Genomic DNA, 23295 nt, shown 5'->3' with positions numbered 1-23295 from the left:
GCCACCCAGTGCCTTGTCTGCTTTCGATAGTTTTCTGCAATCGATCGCGCGCCTCACGACAGTTCATTTACAGAGCACGTTCGTTTTTGAAGAGGCGGCACGCCATCGAACTCTCTCGGTTGGGGCACCAACATCAATGCGCAATCGCGCAGAAAGGGGACTACGGTGAGGCTCGCTTACTTGTTCGCGGGGATTAGTACTCTTGCGATAGCGGCTGCCGAGGCACAACTGCCGCGAATCGCGCTGGAGCCGGTGTCGGTGGGAGAAATCGTGACGCCTGTCGGCATCGCCAATGCGGGTGATGGTTCCAACCGACTGTTTGTTACCGATCAACGCGGCACGATTCACGTGATCCAGGACGGCAGCCTGCTGCCAACACCGTTTTTGGATATTGAGTCGCGATTGGTAGACGAGCGTCCCGGGTTCGACGAACGCGGCCTGTTGGGACTGGCGTTCCATCCCAACTTTGGGGAGGTGGGCGAGGACGGGAGCGACAAGTTCTACGTCTACTACAGCGCCCCGTCGGCCTCTTCTGGCACGGAGGACAGTCCCATCAATCACCAGAGCGTGGTGGCCGAGTATGCGGTGTCGAGCGATGCGAATGTGGCCGACTTCGCGTCGGAGCGAATCCTGATGACGTTCGACGAGCCGCAGTTCAATCACAACGCGGGCTACCTGGGATTTGGTCCTGACAACATGCTGTACATCACCACCGGCGATGGCGGTGGCGGTGGCGACGACGAACCAGGACACACCGGTGGCGGCGAGGGAGATCCCACGGGGGGGTTGGGCAACGCGCAGGACCGTAGCAAGCTGCTAGGCAAGGTGCTGCGCATCGACGTCGGTGGCAACAATGGTCCGGGCGGCGAGTACGGCATACCTAACGATAATCCGTTCGTGGGAGAGTCGGGCGTGCGCGAAGAGATCTGGGCCTACGGGCTCCGCAATCCGTGGCGGGCAACGTTCGATGGTGATCGGCTGATCGTCGCCGACGTGGGACAAAATTTGATTGAAGAAGTGAACCTCATCGAAAAAGGGGGCAACTATGGCTGGCGGATCAAAGAAGGCACATTCGACTTTGACGCCACGGTGTCACCCAGCCCCGTAGTGCCACTAATCGATCCCATCGCGCAGTACACACGCAACAGCGCCGGCGGCGCAGCGACGGGGCTCAAGCAGATTGGCATCTCGGTCACCGGGGGCGTGGTGTACCGCGGCAGCGAGTTTCCCGAACTCGACGGCGTTTATTTCTTTGGCGACTTCAGTACCAACTTCGCGCCGGCCAACGGCACCTTGCTGGCACTGCCGCGCGACGTGCTCGACGGTTCAGCGAGCCTCCCGGCCGACCCCCTGGTACTCGACGTCCTAGGTGGCAATCCGATCGGCGAGTACGTGCTCGGATTTGGTCTTGATGAAAACGGCGAGGTGTACGTTGCCACCAAGACCGACCTGGCCCCCAGTGGTACCCCAGGCGGGCCACCCACCGGCGCCATTTATCGCCTGGTCGTGGTTCCGGAGCCTGCCAGCTTGTGGCTCATCATCGTTGGTCTTCTATCTCTGCCACTTGTAAGGAAGTTGCTTTGACACCGATAAACCCCCGTGCACTTTGGAAGGCCCTGTTCGGTCTCGCCTACTGCTGCGCAATCGCAACGCTGGGCACGGACGCACTCGCCGCAACGTTGCATGTGGACGACTTTGAGTCGGACACGATGAGTTGGACATCGTCTGGTGCGCAGATCAGTCGCATGGAGGATGGGGGGCCAACGGGCGACGGCGACGCCTTTCTGCTTGCTTCCTCTACCAACCACCTGGCGACACACAATGACTCGAGCGCCTGGACCGGCGACCTGACTGCCGTCAGCGCCACGCACGTCACCGCCGATTTGATGGTGCCCGAGGGTGAACCACCGCTCGAGATTCGGCTGGTGCTGTTCGGTTCCGGATTCGTCAGAACGGCCGATCGCTGGGTGTCGACCACCGCCGGCAACGTGCCGGCCGATGGAGTGTGGCGAACCTACGAGTTCTCCCTGGCCGAGGGCGACTTCGCCCGCAAGATCGGATCCGGCTCCTACTCCACATTGATCGCCGACGTGCAGCGCGTGATGCTGCGGCACGGGCCCGAACAGGCAGGCGGGGCGTTTGTCGTCGGCAAGCTGGGTATCGACAACGTAACACTCGCCACGACGCCGCAAGTGCTCCCCGGCGACTTCAACGGCGACGGCCTGGTGAACCTGGCCGACTACACCGTTTGGCGGAACAACCTCGGCGGGGCCGACGACGCGCTGATCAACAACGCGGGCGATGGCCAACCAGGCGTCGACGCGGCGGATTACCAGGTGTGGAAGTTGCACTTCGGCCCGGGCGATTCCGCCACCGCGGCGGTGGCAGTTCCCGAACCAACCACTCTGGCTCTGCTGCTGCTGGCAGCAGCGACAAAGCTTCGGCTGTCCAAGAATTCTGATTGAAATCGCCCCCCAAACGGTTCTAATGGGTCTGCGTGGCATTATGTACACGTGTCGGCCCTGGGCGGGTGACATTCGTGGCTGCTGACTTCCCGAGTGAGCGTAGTGCCGGAGGCGCTCGGTCGCGGAGCGAGTCGCCACAACCAGAGTATGGGGACAACCGGCGGAACATGCGGAGAACAACTTGGGTAGTTTTGTCGCACCCCCCGAATGGTTTGGCCGAAAAAACAAGGGGTTTTACTCCTCGGGGGGGACCAAAACCTCCAGAGTATTGGGCCCACAAATGTACATCCCGGAAGTTGGCCCAAAACTCGGGGTGGGGAACAACGAATCGAATTCCAGTTTTCTGGGGCAGCGTTGTCGAATCGCCGGTGACGAGATCGACCACCTTGCGGGGGCAGTCCCTCAACGATGGTGCAGGCCTGGAAATGCTCGACCGGTGGCAGGCTGCCCGTTATGCTTCCGGCTCGACCGGTGAACGACGTCAGTTTCGAGAGGTTAGCGGATGCAGGTTCGTGTTCAACTTCCCAGCATGCTGCGGGCGGAGTGCGGCGCCAGTGAGATGGTGGTCGAAGCGAGCACGGTCCGCGAGGCGCTCGACGCGATTCGTGCAGAGCGGCCCGACGTTTACCGCTGTGTGTGCGACGAGCGGCATGCCGTGCGGCGGCACATGAACGTGTTTGTGAACGACGCGTTGGTGTCCAAGGCCGGTGGGCTCGACGAGCCGCTGGCCGAGGGGGACGAACTTTCCATTTATACGGCTGTTTCCGGAGGGTGAGACGATGGCGGACCGCGTGCTGCTGGCGATTGGCACCAAAAAAGGCCTGTTCGTGGCCGAGGCAGCGAAGGGACGCGGGCGGTTTTCGCTCCGTGGGCCGTTCGGTGCCGGCGTGTCGGTGTACTCGGCCTTAATCGACACGCGTCGCTCGGCCCGCGTGTTGGCGTCCAGTTGCAATGCGTTCTTCGGGATGAAGATCCTGCAATCGACCGACGGCGGGAAGAAGTTCAAGGAGACCAAGAGTGCCCCCGCATTTCCGGAGCAGGATGGTCGCGCGCTGGCCAACATCTGGTCGCTGGAGACGGGCGCGGACAAGCGGGATCTGTGGGCGGGGGTGGAACCGGCCTCACTGTTTCACTCCGAGGATGGCGGCAACTCCTGGGAGATGGTCGCGGGGATCAGCAATCACAAGCACGCCAAGGAGTGGCACCCCGGCAACGGCGGCCTGTGCATGCACACCATCATTCGCGATGGCGAGCGGATGCACTTGGGCATTTCGACCGGCGGTCACTACATGAGCGAGGACGGCGGGCAGACGTTCCAGGCCGCAAACCATGGAGTGGGTGCAGGCTTCGTGCCCGACCCGTATCCCGAGTTTGGCCAGTGCGTGCACAAGATGGCCCGTCACGACGCCGCGCCGGGCCGGCTGTACATGCAGAACCACGGCGGCTGGCCCGATCGTCCCGGCATTGGCGTGCTGCGGAGCGACGACCATGGCCAGTCGTGGTACTCGATTGCAGAGGGTCTGCCGAGCGACTTTGGCTTCCCGATCGTGGTCCATCCGCACGATCCCGACACGGTGTACGTGGTGCCGCTGGAGCCGATGACGCGGACCTCCCCCGAGGCCAAACCGGCCGTATGGCGCTCGACCAACGGCGGCAAGCGATGGCGAAAGCTTACCAAGGGGCTGCCTAAAAAGGAGAGCTACTTCACGGTGCTCCGCGACGCGATGACGGTGGACGACCTGAAGGACCCCGCGGTGTACTTCGGCACCACCACGGGCCAGCTCTGGATGGGCCACGACGGCGGCGACGAGTGGTCGTGCCTGTTCGACTCGCTGCCGCCGATCAATTGCGTGAAGGTGGCGGTGGTGTAGAGACAGCTCGTCCCCCGTGGCATAGGGACAACGCGGAGGCGGTGATCGGCCAGCCAAGTGCCCGTACTCCGCGTGGTCCCGGCATTCCGAATCGAGGTATTCTCCCTCGGCAAACCGCCAATTCCCGTCATGGGAGGTCGGATCCCGGCGTCTGGGGATGGCGTGGATCGGAGCTTTCGAACCACCGAATCACCCGGGTCCAGGCGTTTTTCGTTGGCACGATTTCTGCCGCCGGGGTGTGCACTCCCCGCCCGGTTCTGTGTAAACTAGAGGTTTCCGCGGTGGTCGGGGCCTTCGCGGGTGTTTGTATAGGAACTTCGCATCAGAGGATACCCGTTCCATGGCAGAGCATGACGACGTCAAGAGTAGTCTCATGCATGTTCGGCCCAATCTGGAGGTCGACAAGCTATTTCGCGCCTGTGTGAAGCTCGAAGGGAGCGACTTGCACCTGAAAGTCGGCAAACCGGCGATGGTGCGAGTGGATGGCTCGCTGCGGCCGATGAAGGGCGAACCCATCAGCGACGAGCACATGGTGCAGCTCTGTTATCCGCTGATGAACGAGCGGAACCGCAAGATCTTCGAGCGGGACGGCGGCGCCGACTTCGCGCACACCTGCGAGGTGGATGGCACCGTGTGGCGGTTCCGCGTGAACCTGCTGCAGCAACTCGGGCACATGGGCATGGTCGCCCGCCGCGTGAGCAGCTGGATTCCCGACTTCGAGGGACTCAACCTGCCGCCCTCCATCGAGCACCTGTGCACGTTCGACCAGGGGATGGTGCTGCTGGCGGGCGTGACCGGTTCGGGTAAGAGTACCACGATCGCGTCGATGCTCAACTGGATCAATCGCCGGTTCCGCAAGCACATTCTCACGCTCGAGGATCCCATCGAGTTTGTATTCACCGAAGAGAAGTGCTTGATCAACCAGCGTGAGATCGGCCTGGACGTGGTCGACTTCGAGGTCGGCATGAAGCACGCGGTGCGGGAAGACCCCGACGTGATGCTGGTGGGCGAGATGCGTGACAAAGAGACGTTCATGACCGCCATCCACGCGGCCGAAACGGGCCACCTGGTGTTCGGGACGATTCACGCTTCGAGCGCGGCCACAACCATTGGCCGTATTCTCGACCTCTTTCCCCAGGAAATGCACAGCGCCCTGCGCAGCGCCATCGCGTTCAACATGCGTGGCATCGTCGCCCAAAAACTGCTCAAGAGCATCAAGCCTGGCGTGGGCCGCGTGCCGACGGTGGAGATCATGACCTTCACATCGACGGTTCGCAAACTGATTCTCGAAGAGCAGGACGAGAAGCTGCCCGACGCCATTCGCATTGGCGCCGAAGATGGCATGCAGGATTTCACGCAGAGTTTGAAGAAGTTGGTGGACGAGCAGTTAATTGATCGCACCGTGGCGATGGAAGTGGCGCCCAATCGCGAAGCACTGAAGATGGCACTTAAGGGTATCGACGTAGCGCAAGGCGGAATTCTCTGATGCAGCGACTCATTTGGTTATGGCTCTTGGCGTTGGTGGTCTCGGTGGCGGGGCCTGCGGTGCCCGTGTCTCTCGCGCAGGAAGATGCCGCGCAGGCCGACGGAGGCGAGGCCCAGGACCCCGCCGATGGCGACGAGGAAGTGCCCGCAGGACCGGTCGATCCGGCCCAGGACGGGGGCGGCGTCTGGGGCAAAGCCGAGATGAATGCCAAGCGTGGGCCGGCGTTCCTCAGTTGGCTGAAGCTCATCCCGGTCATTCTGCTGGTGCTGCTCTGGATCGTCACCGCGGATTGGGTTAACCGCAGTTCGCAAATGCACGGCCTGGGCTACGGCAAGTGGAATCCGATCATCTTCTTCCCCTTCCTATTGGGGATCATGGTGTTGGTGTTGGTGCCGTACTACATCGCGGGCATAAGTGTGCTGACGCTCACCTACTTTGTGCCGTTTATCGCCTACACGGTGGTGCACAACAAATCGGTCGAACCCCATGAGAAGGTGTTTACCTCCGATTGGTTCCGCTACACCATGGCCGAGATGCTGAGCAAGGTCGGCATCAAGATGGAGGTCGAGCGAAAGGCCGACTACGAAAAAGGTGCACCGGTTGACCTGACGGCCTACGGCGGGGACGAGCAAACCAACCAGGGCAACCTGATTACCGCTCGCCAGTCGCCAGGGTACCTGCTGGTGAAGGAGCTGATCGCGGACATGGCCACCCGTCGCAGCGAGCGGATGGTGCTCGACTACCTGCAAAGTGGCGTCAACGTGAAGCATCTGGTCGATGGCGTGTGGCACAATGGCGAGTCTCGCGATCGCGAAAGTGGCGACGTGATGTTGGCCGTGATGAAGCAGTTGGCGAACCTGGACATCACCGAGCGACGCAAGAAGCAAACAGGCCAGTTCGGGGCGAAGTTCGAGGGCGTACAGTATATTTGTCCCTTCATCAGCCAGGGGGTGAAGACCGGCGAGCGAGTGCTGCTGGAAATGCGGGGTGGCTCGCAGGCCAAGCTGCTGACCTACGACGACCTGGGCATGCGGGAGAAGATCAAGAACCAGTGGTCGGAGCTCATGGCCCTGGACGAAGGCATCCTGGTGATCTCGGCCCCGCCGGAGGGAGGACTCACCACGCTGACCGACGTATCGATTCTGGAGACCGACCGCCTGATGCGCGACTTCGTCGCCATCGAGGAGGTGCATCATCCCGAGCGAGACATGGAAAACGTCGTGCTTAACACCTACGACGCCAAGAGCGGTCAAACTCCTGCTACGATCCTTCCGGCCCTGATTCGAACGTACCCGAACGTCTACATCGTTCGTGACCTGGTCGATCGCGAATCGGCGAAGCTCCTGTTCGGCGAGGTGGAAGAAAACCACTTGCTGATCACGACCGTGCCTGCCATGGAGGCAGCCGAGGCGTTGTTGCGGATTCTGCAGAAGAAGGTGCCGCAGAAAGAGTTTGCGGAGAACTTTACCGCGGTGCTCTGCACCCGCCTGATTCGCAAGCTGTGCAGCGAGTGCAAGGTAGCCTTCGAACCGTCGCCCGACATGCTGAAGAAACTGGGCCTGCCGCCGGGCAAGGTGCAGCAACTGTACCGCACGCCGAAGCCGGAAGAGCTGGAAAAGCCTTGCCCCAACTGTAACAACGTGGGCTACGTGGGCCGCACCGGGCTGTTCGAGCTGCTGGTGGCAGACGACAAGGTCCGCGAGGTATTGCTCAAGCAGCCTAAGCTCGAGCTGTTGCGGAAAGCCGGACGTCTGGCTGGCATGCGAACCTTCCAGGAAGAGGCCATCCTGCTGGTGGCCAAAGGCGTGACCAGCATCCCCGAGGCGCAGCGCGTCCTCAAAGGTGCGTAAAGTTCCACCCCACCCGTTTCAGATGAGTCCCTGACCTCCGACCTCCCCCGAATCCTGGCCCCCGCAATACTATGTGGCTCTACTACGTAATCGTCGGCGTCATTTTCTTCGCAACCTTCGCCATGTCCATTCAGCAAGGCTTGTGGAATAACACGCTGACCACCATCAACATCCTGCTAAGCGGGTTGATTGCCTACGGCTTCTACTCGCCACTGGCGAAGCTGATTGCCGACAAGGGAGGGGACAGCTACACGGCCCTGTTGGACTTCGTGTGCATCTGGGCACTGTATGTCATCTCTTTTCTGGTGCTGCAGCGGTTGCTTGCAGCCAAACTGTCGAAGACCAAGATGCGGTTCAAGCATCCTATCGATCCCATCGGTGGCCCGGTGATGGCGGCGGTGGCCGGGTGGTTGATGGCCGGTATCGTCGCGGCTAGTCTGCACGCAGCGCCTTTCGACGACGAGTGTTTCGGTGGTATCTTTCTGAAAAGTGGTCGTTCGGCGGCCACGAATCCCGACGTGGCCTGGTTGAATTTGTCCGAGCGGATGCTAGCTGCCGAGAACATGGGCAGCAGCAAAGCCAGCTTTACCCAGGGTAAGTACATCAAAGACTTCAAGAAACAACGCGAGGCGGTGGGCGAGCAGGAGAGCCTGCGTCTGAAGTAGGATGGGAGTTTGCCGGTTAGGCAAGCCGTGAATATCGCGACTGCGATGGAGCGTAACGAGATCATGAGTCACACGACCGAAGCAATAACCGACGAAGGTTACGTCAGCGACGATGTGCAGGCCATCGCCGAATATCGTTCTGTTAGCGTGCTGGCCGTGTTGGCGGCCGTGTTGGGCGTGGCGTCGGCCTCGGCCATTGTGACCTCATCGTTGCTGCTCATTCCTCTGCTGGGCATTATTATCTCGCTCTTTGCGCTATGGCGCATCGCCCACAGCGACGGGCAGCAGGTCGGCCGCACCTTGGCACTTGTGGGATTGGCCCTGTCCCTGGCATTCGGGTCGGGCGTGTACGTCCGCGGTATGATGCTGAGTCGCCTGTTGGGTGCCGAGGCGCAGGACTGGGCCCTCCAGTGGTGCGATCTGGTCTTGGACGATCAATTGATCACGGCTTTGGAACTAACCGTGGCGCCCAACTCCCGCCGACCGTTCAACGACGCCCTCGAATCCTTTTACAGCACCGACGAAGCGGCCAAGAAACGTCTGGACGAATTTGAAAACGACGACGTGATCAAGGCCCTGCGGGACGCCCCCGAGGGATCGAAGGTGGTCGCCGGAGACGTGATGGCGGTGGCGTCCTACGACATGGGCTCTTACGTGGTGGTGCAGAAGTTCGAATTGGTTCCCCCCCGCGGTGAAGGAAATCCCATCAGGTTCCGCCTTCAAGCGCGGCGCGTCCGGCTAGGCGGCATCGGCGGCAATGCCTGGTACCTGATGGAGCGCACCATGGGCTGGGATTAGCCCCAGGTATTCAGGCTGCATCGGCTGGGCTGCAAGTGATGGAACTTGCGGGTCGAGCGAGATGCGAGCCCGCAAGGTTTACCAGTCTTGACTGACCGAACCGTCCTGCGGCGGGGGCTGCCTGCCGAGTTTCATTGGCACGCGCGGCTTTTTCTTGCCAAGCCGCACAGCTTACCACGTTTGCGGATGTTGTCCGGAATTCTTGTCCAAGTTGCCATGGTGGCGATGCATGCCAACGGGTGCAGGCGTCGATATGATCTGCGAGGCGGTTTTGTCGTTAGCGCGAACTACAACCCGCCTGCGGCGTAGTTCGCCGTGGAATACTCCCCCGTTTTCGTAGGCATCGGTGAATGCCGCGATAGTCCCCGAAGAAGGAGTCTTAAAAGTGAACGTTGTAAAATGGACGATGGGCTGTGCCTTGATCGCCATGAGTGCCGGACCGGCGCTTGGGCAGTCGGCAGTCCAGACGGCATTCAACTACGACCTCACGGGCTACGAGTGCGGCGAGCCTGCCTGTGGCTGTGAGGAACCGAGCTGTGGATGCGAGGATGCTGGATGTTGTGATGATGCATGCGGTGATATGTGCTGCTCAAGTTGTGGCTGCGGTGGCGGCTTCTGCTTGGGCGATTGCCTGGGCGACTGCTGCCTGGGTGATCCCTGGACCCTGATGGACTGCATCGACCCCTGCGGTTGCTGCTCGGTCACCATTGGTGGTTGGACCCAAATGGGTTACCACAGCGACAACACCCGTTTGTCGTTCGCCCCGAATGACCTGTTGGCCTTCAATGACCAACCGGACAGGCTGAACCTGCACCAACAATGGCTGTACTTCGAGAAGGTTGCCGAAGCCGGTGCTTGCAGCGCTGACTGGGGTTTCCGTTTCGACATCATGTACGGTACTGACGCCCAGAAGACCCAGTCTTTTGGTAACGACAGCCCTGTGTGGGATGCTTCGAATGGGTTCGATAACGGTTCGTACGGTTGGGCTATGCCTCAGGCCTACGTTCAAGTTGCTGCCGGTGACTGGGACATCATCGCTGGTCACTTCTTCACGTTGGTTGGTTACGAAGTAGTTACCGCTCCGGACAACTTCTTCTACAGCCACGCTTACACCATGTTCAACAGCGAGCCGTTCACCCACACCGGTGTGCTCGGTACCTACAATGGCTTCGACGACGTTGAAGTTTACGCTGGTTGGACCGCGGGTTGGGACACTGGTTTCGATCAAGCTTTCGGTGGATCCACCTTCCTGGGTGGTTTCTCGACCAGCCTGACCGACGATGTTGCCCTGACCTACATCCTCACTGCTGGTAACTTCGGTCTGCGTACCGCCGGTGCCGATGGCTACAGCCACAGCATCGTGGTGGATGCCACGCTCAGCGACAAGCTGAACTACGTGTTCCAGAGCGACGTGGTCAGCTACAACGACACCGCCTCGGGTGGTGCCTACGGTGCTCAGGTTGGTATCAACCAGTACCTGTTCTACACTCTGAACGACTGCTGGGCTGCTGGTGCTCGCGTGGAGTGGTGGAAGAGCGATGGAATCGTGGCTGCCAACGACAGCACATCGGTGTACGGTATCACCTACGGCCTGAACTACAAGCCTCACGCCAACGTGGTGATTCGTCCGGAAGTTCGTCACAACTGGCTGCCCGCCGATGCCACCTTGGCTGATTTCGATCAGACCGTGTTCGGTGTCGACGCCATCCTGACCTACTAAGAGACTTACCGACCCGCGGCGACAAGCACTGCTACCGCGATTCCCCCACCGCCAACGGTTGGAAATCTCTGAAAACTACAGACCGGAGCCTCTCTTTATGAGGGGCTCCGGTTTTTTTGTGCGCCCTCGAGCGAGCACCTTACCAGAGGGCAGCTTCTTCGCCATCGAGTCGTAGCGTGAGGCACTTCGCGCTGCCGCCGGCTTTGACGAACTCGTCCAGCGGCGTGGCCGTCGGCGAGTAGCCACGGGATGCCAACTCCTCGTGCAGCTTGGGGCAGCCGGTATTGGTGAACACCTGCTGGCCAACCACCACGGCATTGCAAGCGAACCGCTCGGCTTCGGCCTGTTCGACCTCGATCAGGTTGCCGATCGTCCCTTCGATGGCCCGGCGACCGTAATCGTCGAAGGCCGGTGGGTACCAGATGGCTACGTCCTCGGCCAATGGGCAAAAGCAAGTATCCAGGTGATAGTACCGCGCGTCGACCAACTCCACGGGGATCACCCGCACGCCCAAGAGTGCCCCGATCTGCTGATGGCAAGTGGCGTCGCTCCGCATGCGATAGCCGGCAAACAAGGTGTCGCCGCAGAATAAGGCGTCGCCTGCGCCTTCGAAGTCGTACCCGCCCCCTTGGTCGGCGGGCGCGAACTCGATGACTTCGAATCCAAACGACTCGAACCACGCGCGAAATACCGGCGACTCGCCTTGCCGCTGAGGATGCCGAAATCGCGAGACCAGCACCCGGTTCTCATACACCAACCCCGCATTGGCCGTGAACACCAGGTCGGGCAGCCCCTGGACTGGCTCGACCCGTTCGATGGCAATGCCGGTTGACTTCAGATGTTCGTGAAGCCCATTCCACTGCTGCTCGGCCACGGCGTGATCGGCCGCCACCTCGACGTTCATCCACGGGTTGATCTCGTACTCAATGCCAAAGAACTCTGGCGGGCACATGAGCAGGGTAGGGGAGTGCTTCATCGTGTTAACAGTCATTCTGAGGTAGTGTCGACGACTGACAAATCAAGTCGGCTTGGCGAACGCCGCCGGGGTTTATCAAAGGCCTGCGGTGGAAGCTTCGCCGTGGTGGTGATGGGGTAGCTGCTCAACATCGGTGTTTCAGACACGCACTTTCCTTTGGGAGGCACCCTTCGTCCGCGGCTACTGCTTCTCCAGTTCATCCACTTCCGCCAGCAGCGATCGGAAAAACGGTTCGACGTCCGTCACCAAGCCCACCGTCTGGAAACTGCCGCGGTCGGCCAGTTTGATGACGGTCGAGGGGTTGATGTCGACGCATACCACCTTCACCCACGCCGGCAGCAGGTTGCCCACGGCCACCGAGTGCAGCATCGTGGCGACCATCAGGCAGAACGTCACATCCTTCAGTCCGGCCCGCATTTGCCGCTGGGCCTCGAGGGCGTCGGTCAGTACGTCGGGTAGGGGGCCGTCGTCGCGGATGCTGCCGGCCAGCAGGAAGTCGACGTCGTGCTTCACGCAGTCGTGCATAATGCCGCTGGTCAGCGCGCCCGACTCCACGGCTTGAGCGATGGACCCCGCGCGGCGGATGCGGTTAATGGCGCGGAGGTGATGTTCGTGACCCGCCTCGGCGATCTGAGCATCTTGCACATTCACGCCCAGGCTAGTGCCGAAAATCGACTGTTCGATGTCGTGCGTTGCCAGGGCGTTGCCGGCGTACAGTTTTTGCAGGTAGCCCCGGCGGATCAGCTCGCTGACCAACGGGCCACTGCCAGTGTGGATGATGGCCGGTCCGCCTACCAGCAGCGACTTGCCAGGGCCATGGCGGTTGTCGAGCAACGCCTGGGCGATCTCGCGGACCACCACTCGCTTCGGCTTTTCGGTGCTGACCGAACTGTTCATGAAACTGAAGGCGTGGCCAGCGTCTTGCCGTTCGAGGGGAAATACTCGCACCCCGGCGTGTCCCACCACAACCGGCATTCCCTGCTTGACGTCGGTCATCGGCAGGCAGCGGGGCTGTCGGCTATCGACGTCGAGCACCACGCCACAGTCCATCTCCTGGTCGGCCACCTCGGTCCACTGTCCGTCGAGCCGGATCTCGGTTCGCTGGTTGGTCGAACTGTAGAAGCCTTCGGGCAGCGCGCCATCGATGTCGGCTTCTACCAGTCGGCAATCCTGCCCGGCAGTGGGCGTGGCGCCATGGTCGGAGATCTGGGCGAGAATTTCGTCGAGCGTCTGCTGGTCTTCGGCGTAAACCCCCAGCACGGCGTGGCTAGGGTCGTGTCGCCCGCTGCCGATGGAAATCTGGCGAATTTCGAAGGTCCCGCCGCCCGAGGTGATGGTGTCGAGCACCTTGGGCAGCAGCAGGCTATCGATGATGTGCCCGCGAAGTTCGACCTCTTCGACAATCGACGATTTGCTATCTTGCTTCATAACGCTGCATCTGTGGGGTTTCTGCTGGCTTTCGAGAATCGGCGTAAATACTTATACTGTCTGGTATTGGGCGATTTTCGGAAAGCCCACTGGCGGCTGGGCCCCACAATGTACCAGAGCCTTATCTAACCTATCTCCACAGAAGTCAATTTACATGGAATCCGGCGACCAACAGGACAAGTGGGCAGCCCTGAACGAAAGTCTGGGCATCGAGCCGACCGCAGAACCCGAGGCCGAGCAATCTGCTCCTCCGGCCGAGGTCCCCGCCCAACCGGCGATCGAGCACCGTGCTCCCACGCGTCCCCCAAGTGCTTGGGGAGATCTGGCCGAGGAGTTTGGCTTGGAAGTCGAGGAGCCGGAAGCCCCGCCCGCCGTCGAAGCCGAGCCCGAAAAGGCTGCGGAGCCCGTTGCCGACTCGAAGGGGGCCGAAGTCGAGGCAGAGTCGCCCAGCGATACGGAAGAAAAGGCATCGCAGGAGGATGCTTCCGAGGTCGATGCTCCTGAGGACGATGCTCCTGAGGACGAGTCGCCCGAAGTGGCCGTCGTAGAGCAGCTTAAAGAAGACACGGATCTTGTCGCCGAGACGGCCGTTGCTGCTGAAGAGCCTGAAGTCCAAGAAACAGCGGCAAGGGAGCAACAGCAGGAAGAAGCACCCATGCCGGCGGCACCGTCTGGATTTGGTGGCACTGGTTTGACGCTGCCAGATTGGTTTCCGTTTGGTGGTCGTAAGAAGGCCACCCCGCCGCCCGAACCAACCGTGGAAGCCGAAGAGTCGGAAGTGGCCGAGGCAGAGCCAGTCGCTGATATAGACTCCGAGTCGCAAGCTGAAGATCAGGCGGAGGACCAAGCCAAGGAGTCGAGCGAAGAAAAAGAAGGCGAAGGCGAAGGCGAACGCCGCCGTGGTCGCCGTCGCCGCGGGCGCCGCCGTGGTCGTGGACGCAAGCGCATCTCTGGCGAGGCATCGGACGAAGCAGACGAAGCAGACGAATCTGATGAGAGCTCCGCCGAAGACGAAGACTTCGTCGCCACTGGTGGCGTCGACGATGAAGACTCGTCGGATGAGACGCCAGAAAAGCGCGTCCGAACGGTGTCGCACAAGAATATTCCCCCCTGGCACGAGGCCATTGGTGTCGTTGTGGACGCCAACATTGCCGCCCGAGGCGAGCGGAAGCGGTCGAGCCGCAGCCGGGGTGGTTCACGTGGCGGTCGGGGTCGCCGACGCAGTGGCGGCGGCAAAAAGGAGAGCTGAACCGACCCGTAAAACGTATTCTCTGGCTTTCGGACGCTCAAAAACCGGTGTCCCCCACCGAAAAGTGTCCTCCAAGGGGGATGTACGGATTGGCGACAAATTGCCGATTCTTACGCTCCAATCGAATATCGGTGTTGCCGCGCTTGAATCTGCGAACAATACTTGAATTAGATGAACAGGTGCGATTTGCTGCGGCAGGGATGTTCCCGCAAGCAAGTGAATCGCGGCCGCAAGCGAACCTTCGGCCGACACGCCCCCACCTTACCTTCCGCCGATCTTTGCCAACCTCGCCTTCGGCAGGCGATTTCGCAACACGCCGTGTTACTCGTTTTCGGTAGGACCGATCCGACGAGCAGCGCGACGAGTGCTCGCGGAGTCGTGTGCTTCAGGTTCTATCGGGTGTATGCGGCGAGCAGCACTCTCTCGCGGGGTCGACAGTCTATCCCCCGCCAGCTTTCTTAGCCGCACCCAACCGCAATGGACGCGTGTTGGCTCCCCGCCCGATGGCTCCCGCTGGTCCGCTTCGTAAGCGTCTGCGCGAGTCGACGGAACGAAGGTGTGGTCGGTGCGAAACGGCACGTGAAACGAGGAGTGACCAGGCGCGGCCAGCCATAAGGTTGCGCTGGGTTCGTTGCTGGATAAATTCAAGTACTACTGCCTTCCATACACGTAATTTCGTCTCGCGATGATGCGAGGCTTTATACCTTCGGGAGTGTAAAAGATGAGTGAGGGACGCACGATTATCGACTTGGTCGCCCAACGCCAGGACCGCGATCAGTTCCGCCGCAAGAATTGGATTGGTTCGTTCGAGGAATACCTCGAGATCGTCCGTGCGAATCCCTCGGTCACACGCACGGCATACCAGCGACTGTACGACATGATCCTGTCGTACGGCGTGGATATCATCGAATCAGGGCGGGAGAAGAAGAAGTTCTACCGCTTCTTCAACGACCCGGACAATGATGGCAAAGACGCCGTGTTCGGTCTGCGCGGATCGCTGGAGCATCTGGTCAACGCCCTGGAAAGCGCGGCTAACGGCTACGGCATCGAACGCCGGGTTCTGCTGCTCCACGGTCCCGTGGGAAGCAGCAAGAGCACCATTGCCCGACTGTTGAAGAAGGGCCTCGAGCGGTACTCGTCAACCGATGAGGGAGCACTCTACACGTTGGGCTGGGTGAGTGAAAGCGAGCCCGACAATCCCGATGCGATCGAATGGTGCCCGATGAACGAGGAGCCACTGCACCTGATTCCCGAGCGGTTCCGTGCCGACGTGGAAGAACGCTTGAACGCAGAACGTAGCGAAGACGAGCCGCAGGTAAAGATCACCGGCGAACTCGACCCGTTCTGCCGATTCATCTATCAGCAGCGACTCAAAAAGTACGACGGCGACTGGACCAAGGTGATCCAGGATGTGCGCGTCAAACGGCTGATCCTTAGCGAAAAAGACCGCATCGGCATTGGTACCTTCCAGCCGAAGGACGAAAAGAACCAGGACGCCACGGAGCTGACCGGCGACATCAACTATCGCAAGATTGCCGAGTACGGTAGCGACAGCGATCCACGGGCATTCAACTTCGATGGCGAATTCAACATCGCAAACCGTGGTCTGATCGAGTTCGTGGAAGTGCTGAAGCTGGACGTGGCGTTCCTGTACGATCTGCTGGGCGCCAGCCAGGAGCACCGGATCAAGCCAAAGAAGTTCGCGCAGACCGATATCGACGAGGTGATTGTTGGTCACACGAATGAGCCGGAGTACAAGCGGCTGCAAAACAACGAGTTCATGGAAGCGCTGCGCGACCGCACGGTGAAGATCGACATCCCGTATGTAACGATCCTCGACAACGAGATCAAGATCTACGAGAAGGACTACAACAACAAGACGGTCAAGGGCAAGCGGATTGCCCCGCATACCATCGAGATGGCCGCCATGTGGGCCATTCTCACGCGGCTCGAGGAGCCTAAGCACGCGGGACTTACCCGGCTGCAGAAGCTCAAGCTTTACAACGGCAAGACGCTGCCTGGTTTCACGGAAGACAATATCAAAGAGTTGCGCGACCAGGCCGTGAACGAAGGCATGGTGGGTATCAGCCCACGGTATGTGCAGGACAAGATCTCCAATGCGCTGGTTGCGCATCCCGAATCGAAGAGCATCAATCCGTTCATGGTGCTTAATGAACTGGAAACGGGGCTGAAACACCACAGCCTGATCAACAGCGACGAGACCAAGCATGAGTACCGCGAACTTTTGTCGGTGGTGAAGGAGGAGTACGAGAACATCGTGAAGAACGAAGTACAACGTGCCATCGCCGCCGACGAGGACGCCCTGGCCCGCCTCTGCGGAAACTACATCGACAACGTGAAGGCCTACACCCAGAAGGAAAAGGTCAAGAACGCCTTCACTGGTCAGTACGAAGAGCCGGACGAGCGGCTCATGCGGTCGATCGAAGAGAAGATCGACATCCCCGAGAGCCGCAAGGACGATTTCCGCCGCGAAATCATGAACTACATCGCCGCCTTGATGATGGACGGCAAGAAGTTCGACTACAAGTCGAACGAACGTCTGTACAAGGCGCTCGAGCTCAAGTTGTTCGAGGACCAGAAGGACACGATCAAGCTCACGAGCCTGGTTTCCAACGTGGTCGATGCCGATACGCAGAAGAAAATCGACATCGTCAAAGATCGTCTGATCCGCAACTACGGATACGACGAAGAAAGCGCCACGGACGTCTTGAACTACGTGGCGAGCATCTTTGCTCGTGGCGATTCGAAGAAGGAGTAAGAAGTCAGTGTCATTCTGAGGGAGCGGCAAGCGACTGAAGAATCTATTGAATGCGGAAGTGGGAATTCGGAATGAGGAATAGTCTCGATGGAGGGACATTCCGCATTCCGAATTCCGAACCCCGCATTCGCCCGACAACCTTCAGTCGCTTAGGCTCCCTCAGGATGACACACTCCAGCAACCACCAGTAACGACGATAAACGATGTCCCTCAAGATAGAACGTGACCAGCGCCGTTTTCGGCAGATTGTGCGTGGCAAAGTCCGCGAGAATCTGAAGAAGTACGTTTCGCATGGCGAGATGATTGGGCGCAAGAACAAGGATCTGGTGAGTATCCCGATCCCGCAGCTCGACGTGCCGCGATTCCGTTTTGGCGACAACGGCAACGGTGGCGTGGGGCAGGGCGAAGGGGAAGAAGGCACGCCCGTCGGTAAAGGTGGCAAGGAGCGACCCGGAGGGCCTGGCGAGGCCGGTTCCGATCCTGGTGGCGGTCATCTGCTCGAAGTCGACATGACGCTCGAAGAGCTGGCCGACATCCTGGGCGATGCATTGGAGCTACCCAACATCCAGCCGAAGGGCACCGCCTCGATCGAGCAGGACAAAGCCAAGTACAACAGCATTCGCTCCACAGGCCCCGAATCGCTGCGGCACAAGAAGCGAACTTACCTGAAGGCCCTCAAGCGGCAGATTTCCACGGGCAGCTACGAGCCGGACGAACCCCGTGTGACGCCAATCAAGGGCGACCAGCAGTACCGCAGTTGGACCACTATCAGCAAGCCGGAGGTCAACGCTGCCGTCATCTACATGATGGACGTCAGCGGCTCGATGACCGACGAGCAGAAGCAGATCGTCCGCACCGCAGCGTTCTGGATCGACACTTGGCTCGCCCAGCAATATGGCGGTATCGAAACCCGCTACATCATTCACGACGCGGCCGCTAAGGCCGTGGACGAACACACCTTTTACCACACCCGCGAAAGCGGTGGCACGCGGATTTCGAGTGCCTACAAGGTGTGCGCACAGATCATCGAAGAAGAATTGCCGCCCGCCGATTGGAATCTGTACGTCTTTCAGTTCTCCGACGGCGATAACTGGGGCGAGGACAACGAGCGAGCCTTCAATATTTTGCGGGAGAAAATCATCCCACACGTTAACCTGTATTGTTATGGCCAGGTCGAAAGCCCGTACGGTAGCGGCGAGTACCTGGGCAACCTCGAAGGCCGCTTTGGCGACGAGTACGACACCCTGGTTACTGCCGAAATGGAAGATCGCGACGCAATCTACGAGGCGATTCGAACGTTCCTGGGAACGGGTCGATAGAACAGGCAAGAATTAACTAACCACAGAGGTCACGGAGGACACGGAGCGACTTTTAAAAGAACACTAATCTACGCTAATACTCGCTAATTGCATTGGTGTACCGAACTACTGACCTTGTATCCCATGCCACAATGACAACTGATTGGATCTTTGACGAGAACCTCGAAGCATTTCTCGGAATGGTTGGCTGTATTGTTGGTCGACCGCTGGAGGACTGGGAGTACGCACTTTGCGTTGAGTCTGTGAACAGTACGAACGCAGAGGAGGGGTTGTGGTTTGAGCATGACGTCAATGGTTCAAAGCGGCATTTAGTGTTACGTATCGCTAAAGACGAACCAGGCACGTCTGTATTCGTCGTGGAAATCGTGGTTCCCGAGGACGCACACGAGCTGGTAGAACTCGCTATACTCGCAGCCCAAAGCCATTTTATGAAAGTCAACTCTACTACGAACCCAAGGTAGCTCATCACGGCATTCAAGACACTAACTACACATAACTACACAAGGGACGCAGGGCTCTGTTTGGAGCACTGATCGGCGCTAGGCCGCAAAAATCAGATTAGCGAAGATTAGTGCCGATTAGTGTTCCCAAGAAGACTCCGTGACCTCTGTGTCCTCCGTGGTTAACACCAACTCCGGACGCTAACGCTTCCGGCTCGCCTTAAAATGTCCACTCCCAATTCCAATCTGACGCCCGAGCTCGCCGAACAGCAGGCGATCATGGAGCGGCACGCGCTGAACTATGGGCTCGACTTCTTTCCGACGATCTTCGAGCTGATCGATGCCGATCAGCTCAACGCGATTGCTGCGCGGGGTGGGTTTCCCGTGCGGTACCCGCACTGGCGGTTCGGTATGGAGTACGAATCGCTGTCGAAAAGCTACAATTATGGGCTCTCGAAGATTTACGAATTGGTGATCAACAACAATCCGTGCTACGCCTACCTGATGCGTTCGAACGGGCTAGTGGATCAGAAGCTAGTGATGGCGCATGTTTACGGCCACTGCGATTTCTTCAAGAACAACTTCTGGTTCAGCAAGACCAATCGCAAGATGATGGACGAGATGGCCAACCACGGCACTCGCATCCGCCGCCATATGGACGCAGTGGGCGTGGACAAGGTTGAAGAGTTTATCGATGCCTGCTCGTCGGTAGACGATCTGATCGACATTCATTCGCCCTTCATCAAGCGGCGGGCCGACCGCGAACGTTACCAGTTTGGTGACCAGCCGGAGGAAGCTGAAGAGAGCACGAGTCGCAAGCTCCCAGCCAAGGGGTACATGGATTCGTTCATCAACCCCAAGAAGAAGCCAAGCGACGATGAGCGGGACCCCGACCAGATGTCGGGCGATCCCCAGCAGTCGCGCCGACGTTTTCCCGAGCATCCCGAGCAGGACGTGATGTTGTTCATGCTGGAACACGCACCGCTCGAAGGGTGGCAGGCCGACGTGCTGACCATTTTGCGCGACGAGGCCTACTACTTCGCTCCACAGGGCCAGACCAAGATCATGAACGAGGGTTGGGCCAGTTACTGGCACAGCACCATCATGACCCGCGAAGGCCTGACGCCCGGCGACGTGGTGAACTACTGCGATCACCACAGTGGCACGCTGGCCTCCAGCCCCACGAAGCTCAATCCCTACAAGGTGGGCATCGAACTGTTCCGCGACATCGAAGATCGGTGGAACCGTGGCGCATTTGGCAAGGAATACGAAGATTGCGACGACTACCAGGCCCGGCGCCACTGGGACAAACAGCTTGGCGCGGGGCGCGAGAAGATTTTCGAAGTTCGCAAGATTCACAACGACCTGACGTTCATCGACGAGTTCCTGACGCTTGACTTTGTCCGCGAGCACAAGTTGTTCCGCTTTGGCTACAACGAGGACACCGAGTACTACGAGATCGAAAGCCGGGCCTTTCCCAGGGTCAAGCAGCAGCTATTGAATAGCCTGACGAATATGGGGCGGCCGAAAATTGTGGTGGAAGATGGCAACTACCGCAATCGCGGCGAGCTATATTTGAAGCACTCGTACACTGGCGTCGAACTCGACATGAACTACGCCAACGACACACTGAGGAACCTGCAGCGGATCTGGAGCCGCCCGGTGCACATCGAAACTACGCTCGAAGGGCGGCAGGCGGTACTATCGTTCGATGGAGTCGATCATGAGATCGACTGGGGTGAAGAAGTTCCCGATGTGGATCAGTACCAAGAAGACCAGTAGGGAAATGACGAAGCCCTAATGACGAATGGCCCAAGGAGAATTCGTTTGCCGGGAATCCGACAGCAACGCCATGTCTATATCCAAACAACTCGAACAGCAGTTGGCAACGGCAGGAGCCGGGCCAGTGAGTCTTGCTGCGCAGGAAGGGGACAGCTCGGTGCTGTGCGAGCTGGTGGCCGTCGAGAGCCTGGGGGTCTCGTTGCGGCTATTGGAGTTGAAGAGTCGGCAGCTCGAAGGCAAGCCAGCCGAGCAGCTGCGTGACGTGGCAGGCAAACTGGCCAAGAAGGTTAGCTATCTGCTCGAGGCCATTGCTCCGGTCGAGATCGACGACGAGTCATGCACGATTCAGATGCGAAGCATGCCCCCGCACCGTGCGGAAAATGCCACGAGTTACTACGAAGTGCTGGTAACGGCAGGCGCCATCTCGCTGCGTCGCTACAGCAAAACCCGGCGCACCACCCGGCAAGTCGAGGCGTTCGACCTCACCCGGCAGGTGCTTCTGCGGCTGGTGGACGACTTTGCCACGGCCGCTGCGGAAGCGTGAAACCACACGTCCCCCTCTGCAAAGCCGGGTAGGATTCTAGAAGTTGGCGCGGCGGTTAGCTAGACTGGCAGCGTTGTCTGGAAGTTGTCTTTTGCTTTCCTCGCAGGCATTTTGCCATATGTCCGATATACGCCGAATCGCTATGTGGTCAGGCCCTCGAAACATCTCGACGGCCATGATGCGATCGTGGGGCAACCGCTCTGACACCATTGTGTGCGACGAGCCCTTCTATGCGCACTATCTGCATCACACCGGGTACACGCACCACCCGGCCCATGACGAAGTGATCGAGAACCACGAGACCGACTGGCAGCGGGTGGTCGACGAGCTCATTGGACCGCTTCCCGAAAGCAAGTCGATCTTCTACCAGAAGCAAATGGCGCAGCACATGTTGTCGCACATCGACCTGGCGTGGACGGATCAACTGACCAACGTATTTCTGATTCGCTCGCCGCGAGAGATGCTTTTGTCGCTGTTCAAGGTGCTGCCGAGCCCGACCGTTGAAGAAACGGGGCTACCGCGACAGGTGGAATTGTTCGAACGCGAGTTGCAGCGAACCGGCGAGCCGCCGGCGGTGCTTGATTCGCGCGATGTACTGCTCGATCCACGTGGCATGCTCAATCAGCTTTGCGAGCGGATCGATATTCCGTTCACCACGGACATGCTGAGCTGGAAAGCGGGGCTACATGAGACCGACGGCGTCTGGGCGCCCCACTGGTACGGCAATGTAGTCGAATCCACCAGCTTTGAGGGCTACCAGCCCCGACATGGCGAAGTGCCCGACGAGTACCAAGACCTGCTGGCTGAGTGCCAGCGGTTGTACGATCGGCTGGCAGAGCACAAAATCGATCTCTCCGCAACCGCCTGAGAGACCTTCAATTCACTTAAGCCACATCGATCCTTCATGCTGCAGCAATTCGACCCTCGCAACCGCGATCTGTTAATCAACATCAATGGCCAGCTCGAGCACCGCGACACCGCCGGTGTGAGTCCCTTCGACTCGGTAGTGCAGGGGGGCGACGCCGTGTGGGAAGGCTTGCGGCTGTACGATGGCCGCATTTTCCGTCTGGAGGAGCACCTCGATCGCCTGCTGCATTCGGCCAAGGCCCTGGCGTTTGCCCAGATGCCGACGCGGGACGAGATGGTCGAACAGATCAAGCGAACGCTCGCCGCGAACAATATGCGGGACGAAGTCCATATTCGCCTCACCCTGACCCGCGGCGTGAAGATCACCAGCGGCATGGACCCGCGGCTCAATCAGGCGGGGCCCACCCTCATCGTGCTGGCGGAGTTTAAACAGCCCGTCTACGACAAGACGGGCATCACTTTGGCCACATCGCCCTACCGCCGGCCCGGCCCCGATGTGCTGGATCCCAAGATTCACCACAACAACCTGCTCAACAGCATCCTGGCCAAGATCGCGGCCACGGCCGCCGGAGCGGATGACGCCCTGATGCTCGATGGCCGCGGATTCGTCGCCGAAACGAACGCCACGCACGTATTCATGGTCACTGGCGACACGGTGGCCACTTCGCGGACGGTGGCCTGTCCCGAAGGAATCACGCGGGCTACGGTGCTACAGCTCTGCGATCAACACGAAATTTCCTGCGAGGTCCGCGACATCTCGCTACCCGAACTGCACCGGGCCGACGAAGTGTTCTGCACTGGCACGATGGGCGAATTGGCGCCCGTCACCGCCATCGACGGCACCGTGATTGGCACTGGCGAGTCACGGCCGATGCTCGAACGGCTGTCGACGCTATTCCGCGAGTTGACCACGACAACGGGCACCGTGGTGGTGGATTGAGATGCACAGGAATAAGTCATCAGTACTTTGGCGTACAGTGCGTGGGATGATGGGGAATGTCGAATAGGGACAAACTCCTATGGATGACTCCAGTGAGCTCTTTCGAGGACTCCTCC

Annotated in this window: 19 protein-coding genes; 17 read left to right on the top strand and 2 right to left on the bottom strand. The window is 59.6% G+C overall.

Annotated elements, in window-relative coordinates; genetic code table 11:
• Positions 1–165 precede the first annotated feature (165 nt).
• From NG895_RS19155 to NG895_RS19115, 9 genes are all read left to right on the top strand, one after another.
• Positions 166–1584, top strand: a complete 1419-nt coding sequence (locus NG895_RS19155) for a PQQ-dependent sugar dehydrogenase (protein ID WP_252854138.1) — start codon at positions 166–168, stop codon at positions 1582–1584.
• A complete protein-coding gene (locus NG895_RS19150; RefSeq protein WP_252854137.1) occupies positions 1581–2465 on the top strand; it encodes a PEP-CTERM sorting domain-containing protein in 885 nt (294 codons plus the stop codon). Before NG895_RS19155 ends, NG895_RS19150 begins: the two co-directional genes overlap by 4 nt.
• Before the next feature lie 502 nt (positions 2466–2967).
• Positions 2968–3240, top strand: a complete 273-nt coding sequence (locus NG895_RS19145) for a MoaD/ThiS family protein (protein WP_252854136.1) — start codon at positions 2968–2970, stop codon at positions 3238–3240.
• Positions 3241–3244: 4 nt separating this feature from the next.
• Entirely contained in the window at positions 3245–4336 is a 1092-nt protein-coding gene (locus NG895_RS19140; protein WP_252854135.1) for a WD40/YVTN/BNR-like repeat-containing protein, read from the top strand.
• Positions 4337–4676: 340 nt separating this feature from the next.
• Positions 4677–5822: a type IV pilus twitching motility protein PilT gene (locus NG895_RS19135; RefSeq protein ID WP_252854134.1), complete on the top strand. Its 1146-nt coding sequence runs from the start codon at positions 4677–4679 to the stop codon at positions 5820–5822.
• Positions 5822–7672 (top strand): ATPase, T2SS/T4P/T4SS family, encoded by a 1851-nt coding sequence (locus NG895_RS19130; RefSeq protein ID WP_252854133.1) that lies wholly within the window; start codon positions 5822–5824, stop codon positions 7670–7672. The genes NG895_RS19135 and NG895_RS19130 overlap by 1 nt, the downstream gene beginning before the upstream one ends.
• Before the next feature lie 71 nt (positions 7673–7743).
• Complete coding sequence (locus NG895_RS19125) at positions 7744–8337, top strand: CvpA family protein (RefSeq protein WP_252854132.1); 594 nt, start codon at positions 7744–7746, stop codon at positions 8335–8337.
• 27 nt (positions 8338–8364) lie between these two features.
• On the top strand, positions 8365–9135 hold the full coding sequence (locus NG895_RS19120; RefSeq protein WP_252854131.1) for a hypothetical protein: 771 nt from the start codon (positions 8365–8367) through the stop codon (positions 9133–9135).
• A 385-nt stretch (positions 9136–9520) separates the two neighbouring features.
• Positions 9521–10855, top strand: a complete 1335-nt coding sequence (locus NG895_RS19115) for a porin (protein WP_252854130.1) — start codon at positions 9521–9523, stop codon at positions 10853–10855.
• A 139-nt stretch (positions 10856–10994) separates the two neighbouring features.
• Here the strand turns inward: NG895_RS19115 and NG895_RS19110 are convergent, their stop codons facing one another.
• Positions 10995–11831 carry a dimethylarginine dimethylaminohydrolase family protein gene (locus NG895_RS19110; RefSeq protein ID WP_252854129.1) on the bottom strand — a complete coding sequence of 279 codons (837 nt, stop codon included), beginning with the start codon at positions 11829–11831 and terminating at the stop codon, positions 10995–10997.
• Positions 11832–12011: 180 nt separating this feature from the next.
• A complete protein-coding gene (locus NG895_RS19105) occupies positions 12012–13259 on the bottom strand; it encodes an ornithine cyclodeaminase, nickel-pincer nucleotide-dependent (protein ID WP_252854128.1) in 1248 nt (415 codons plus the stop codon).
• 154 nt (positions 13260–13413) lie between these two features.
• On the opposite strand from NG895_RS19105, the gene NG895_RS19100 reads away from it, so the two are divergent.
• The 8 genes from NG895_RS19100 (at position 13414) to NG895_RS19065 (ending at position 23179) form a co-directional block, all read left to right on the top strand.
• Positions 13414–14508 (top strand): putative sodium/potassium/calcium exchanger, encoded by a 1095-nt coding sequence (locus NG895_RS19100; RefSeq protein WP_252854127.1) that lies wholly within the window; start codon positions 13414–13416, stop codon positions 14506–14508.
• A 721-nt stretch (positions 14509–15229) separates the two neighbouring features.
• Positions 15230–17287, top strand: coding sequence for a PrkA family serine protein kinase (locus tag NG895_RS19095; RefSeq protein WP_252854126.1), 2058 nt, complete (start codon positions 15230–15232; stop codon positions 17285–17287).
• A gap of 203 nt (positions 17288–17490) precedes the next feature.
• Positions 17491–18606, top strand: a complete 1116-nt coding sequence (locus tag NG895_RS19090; RefSeq protein WP_252854125.1) for a DUF444 family protein — start codon at positions 17491–17493, stop codon at positions 18604–18606.
• 131 nt (positions 18607–18737) lie between these two features.
• Complete coding sequence (locus NG895_RS19085) at positions 18738–19067, top strand: hypothetical protein (RefSeq protein ID WP_252854124.1); 330 nt, start codon at positions 18738–18740, stop codon at positions 19065–19067.
• 204 nt (positions 19068–19271) lie between these two features.
• A complete protein-coding gene (locus tag NG895_RS19080) occupies positions 19272–20828 on the top strand; it encodes a SpoVR family protein (RefSeq protein ID WP_252854123.1) in 1557 nt (518 codons plus the stop codon).
• A gap of 70 nt (positions 20829–20898) precedes the next feature.
• Entirely contained in the window at positions 20899–21372 is a 474-nt protein-coding gene (locus NG895_RS19075; RefSeq protein ID WP_252854122.1) for a hypothetical protein, read from the top strand.
• A gap of 142 nt (positions 21373–21514) precedes the next feature.
• On the top strand, positions 21515–22240 hold the full coding sequence (locus NG895_RS19070) for a sulfotransferase-like domain-containing protein (protein WP_252854121.1): 726 nt from the start codon (positions 21515–21517) through the stop codon (positions 22238–22240).
• Positions 22241–22276: 36 nt separating this feature from the next.
• Complete coding sequence (locus NG895_RS19065; protein WP_252854120.1) at positions 22277–23179, top strand: aminotransferase class IV; 903 nt, start codon at positions 22277–22279, stop codon at positions 23177–23179.
• The last annotated feature ends 116 nt before the right edge of the window (positions 23180–23295 follow it).

Origin of the sequence: Aeoliella straminimaris, from assembly GCF_024054565.1 — a bacterium.
GTDB classification, from domain to species: domain Bacteria; phylum Planctomycetota; class Planctomycetia; order Pirellulales; family Lacipirellulaceae; genus Aeoliella; species Aeoliella straminimaris.
Note: the sequence above shows the minus strand (reverse complement) of the source record. Positions and strands in the feature narration are given on the sequence as shown.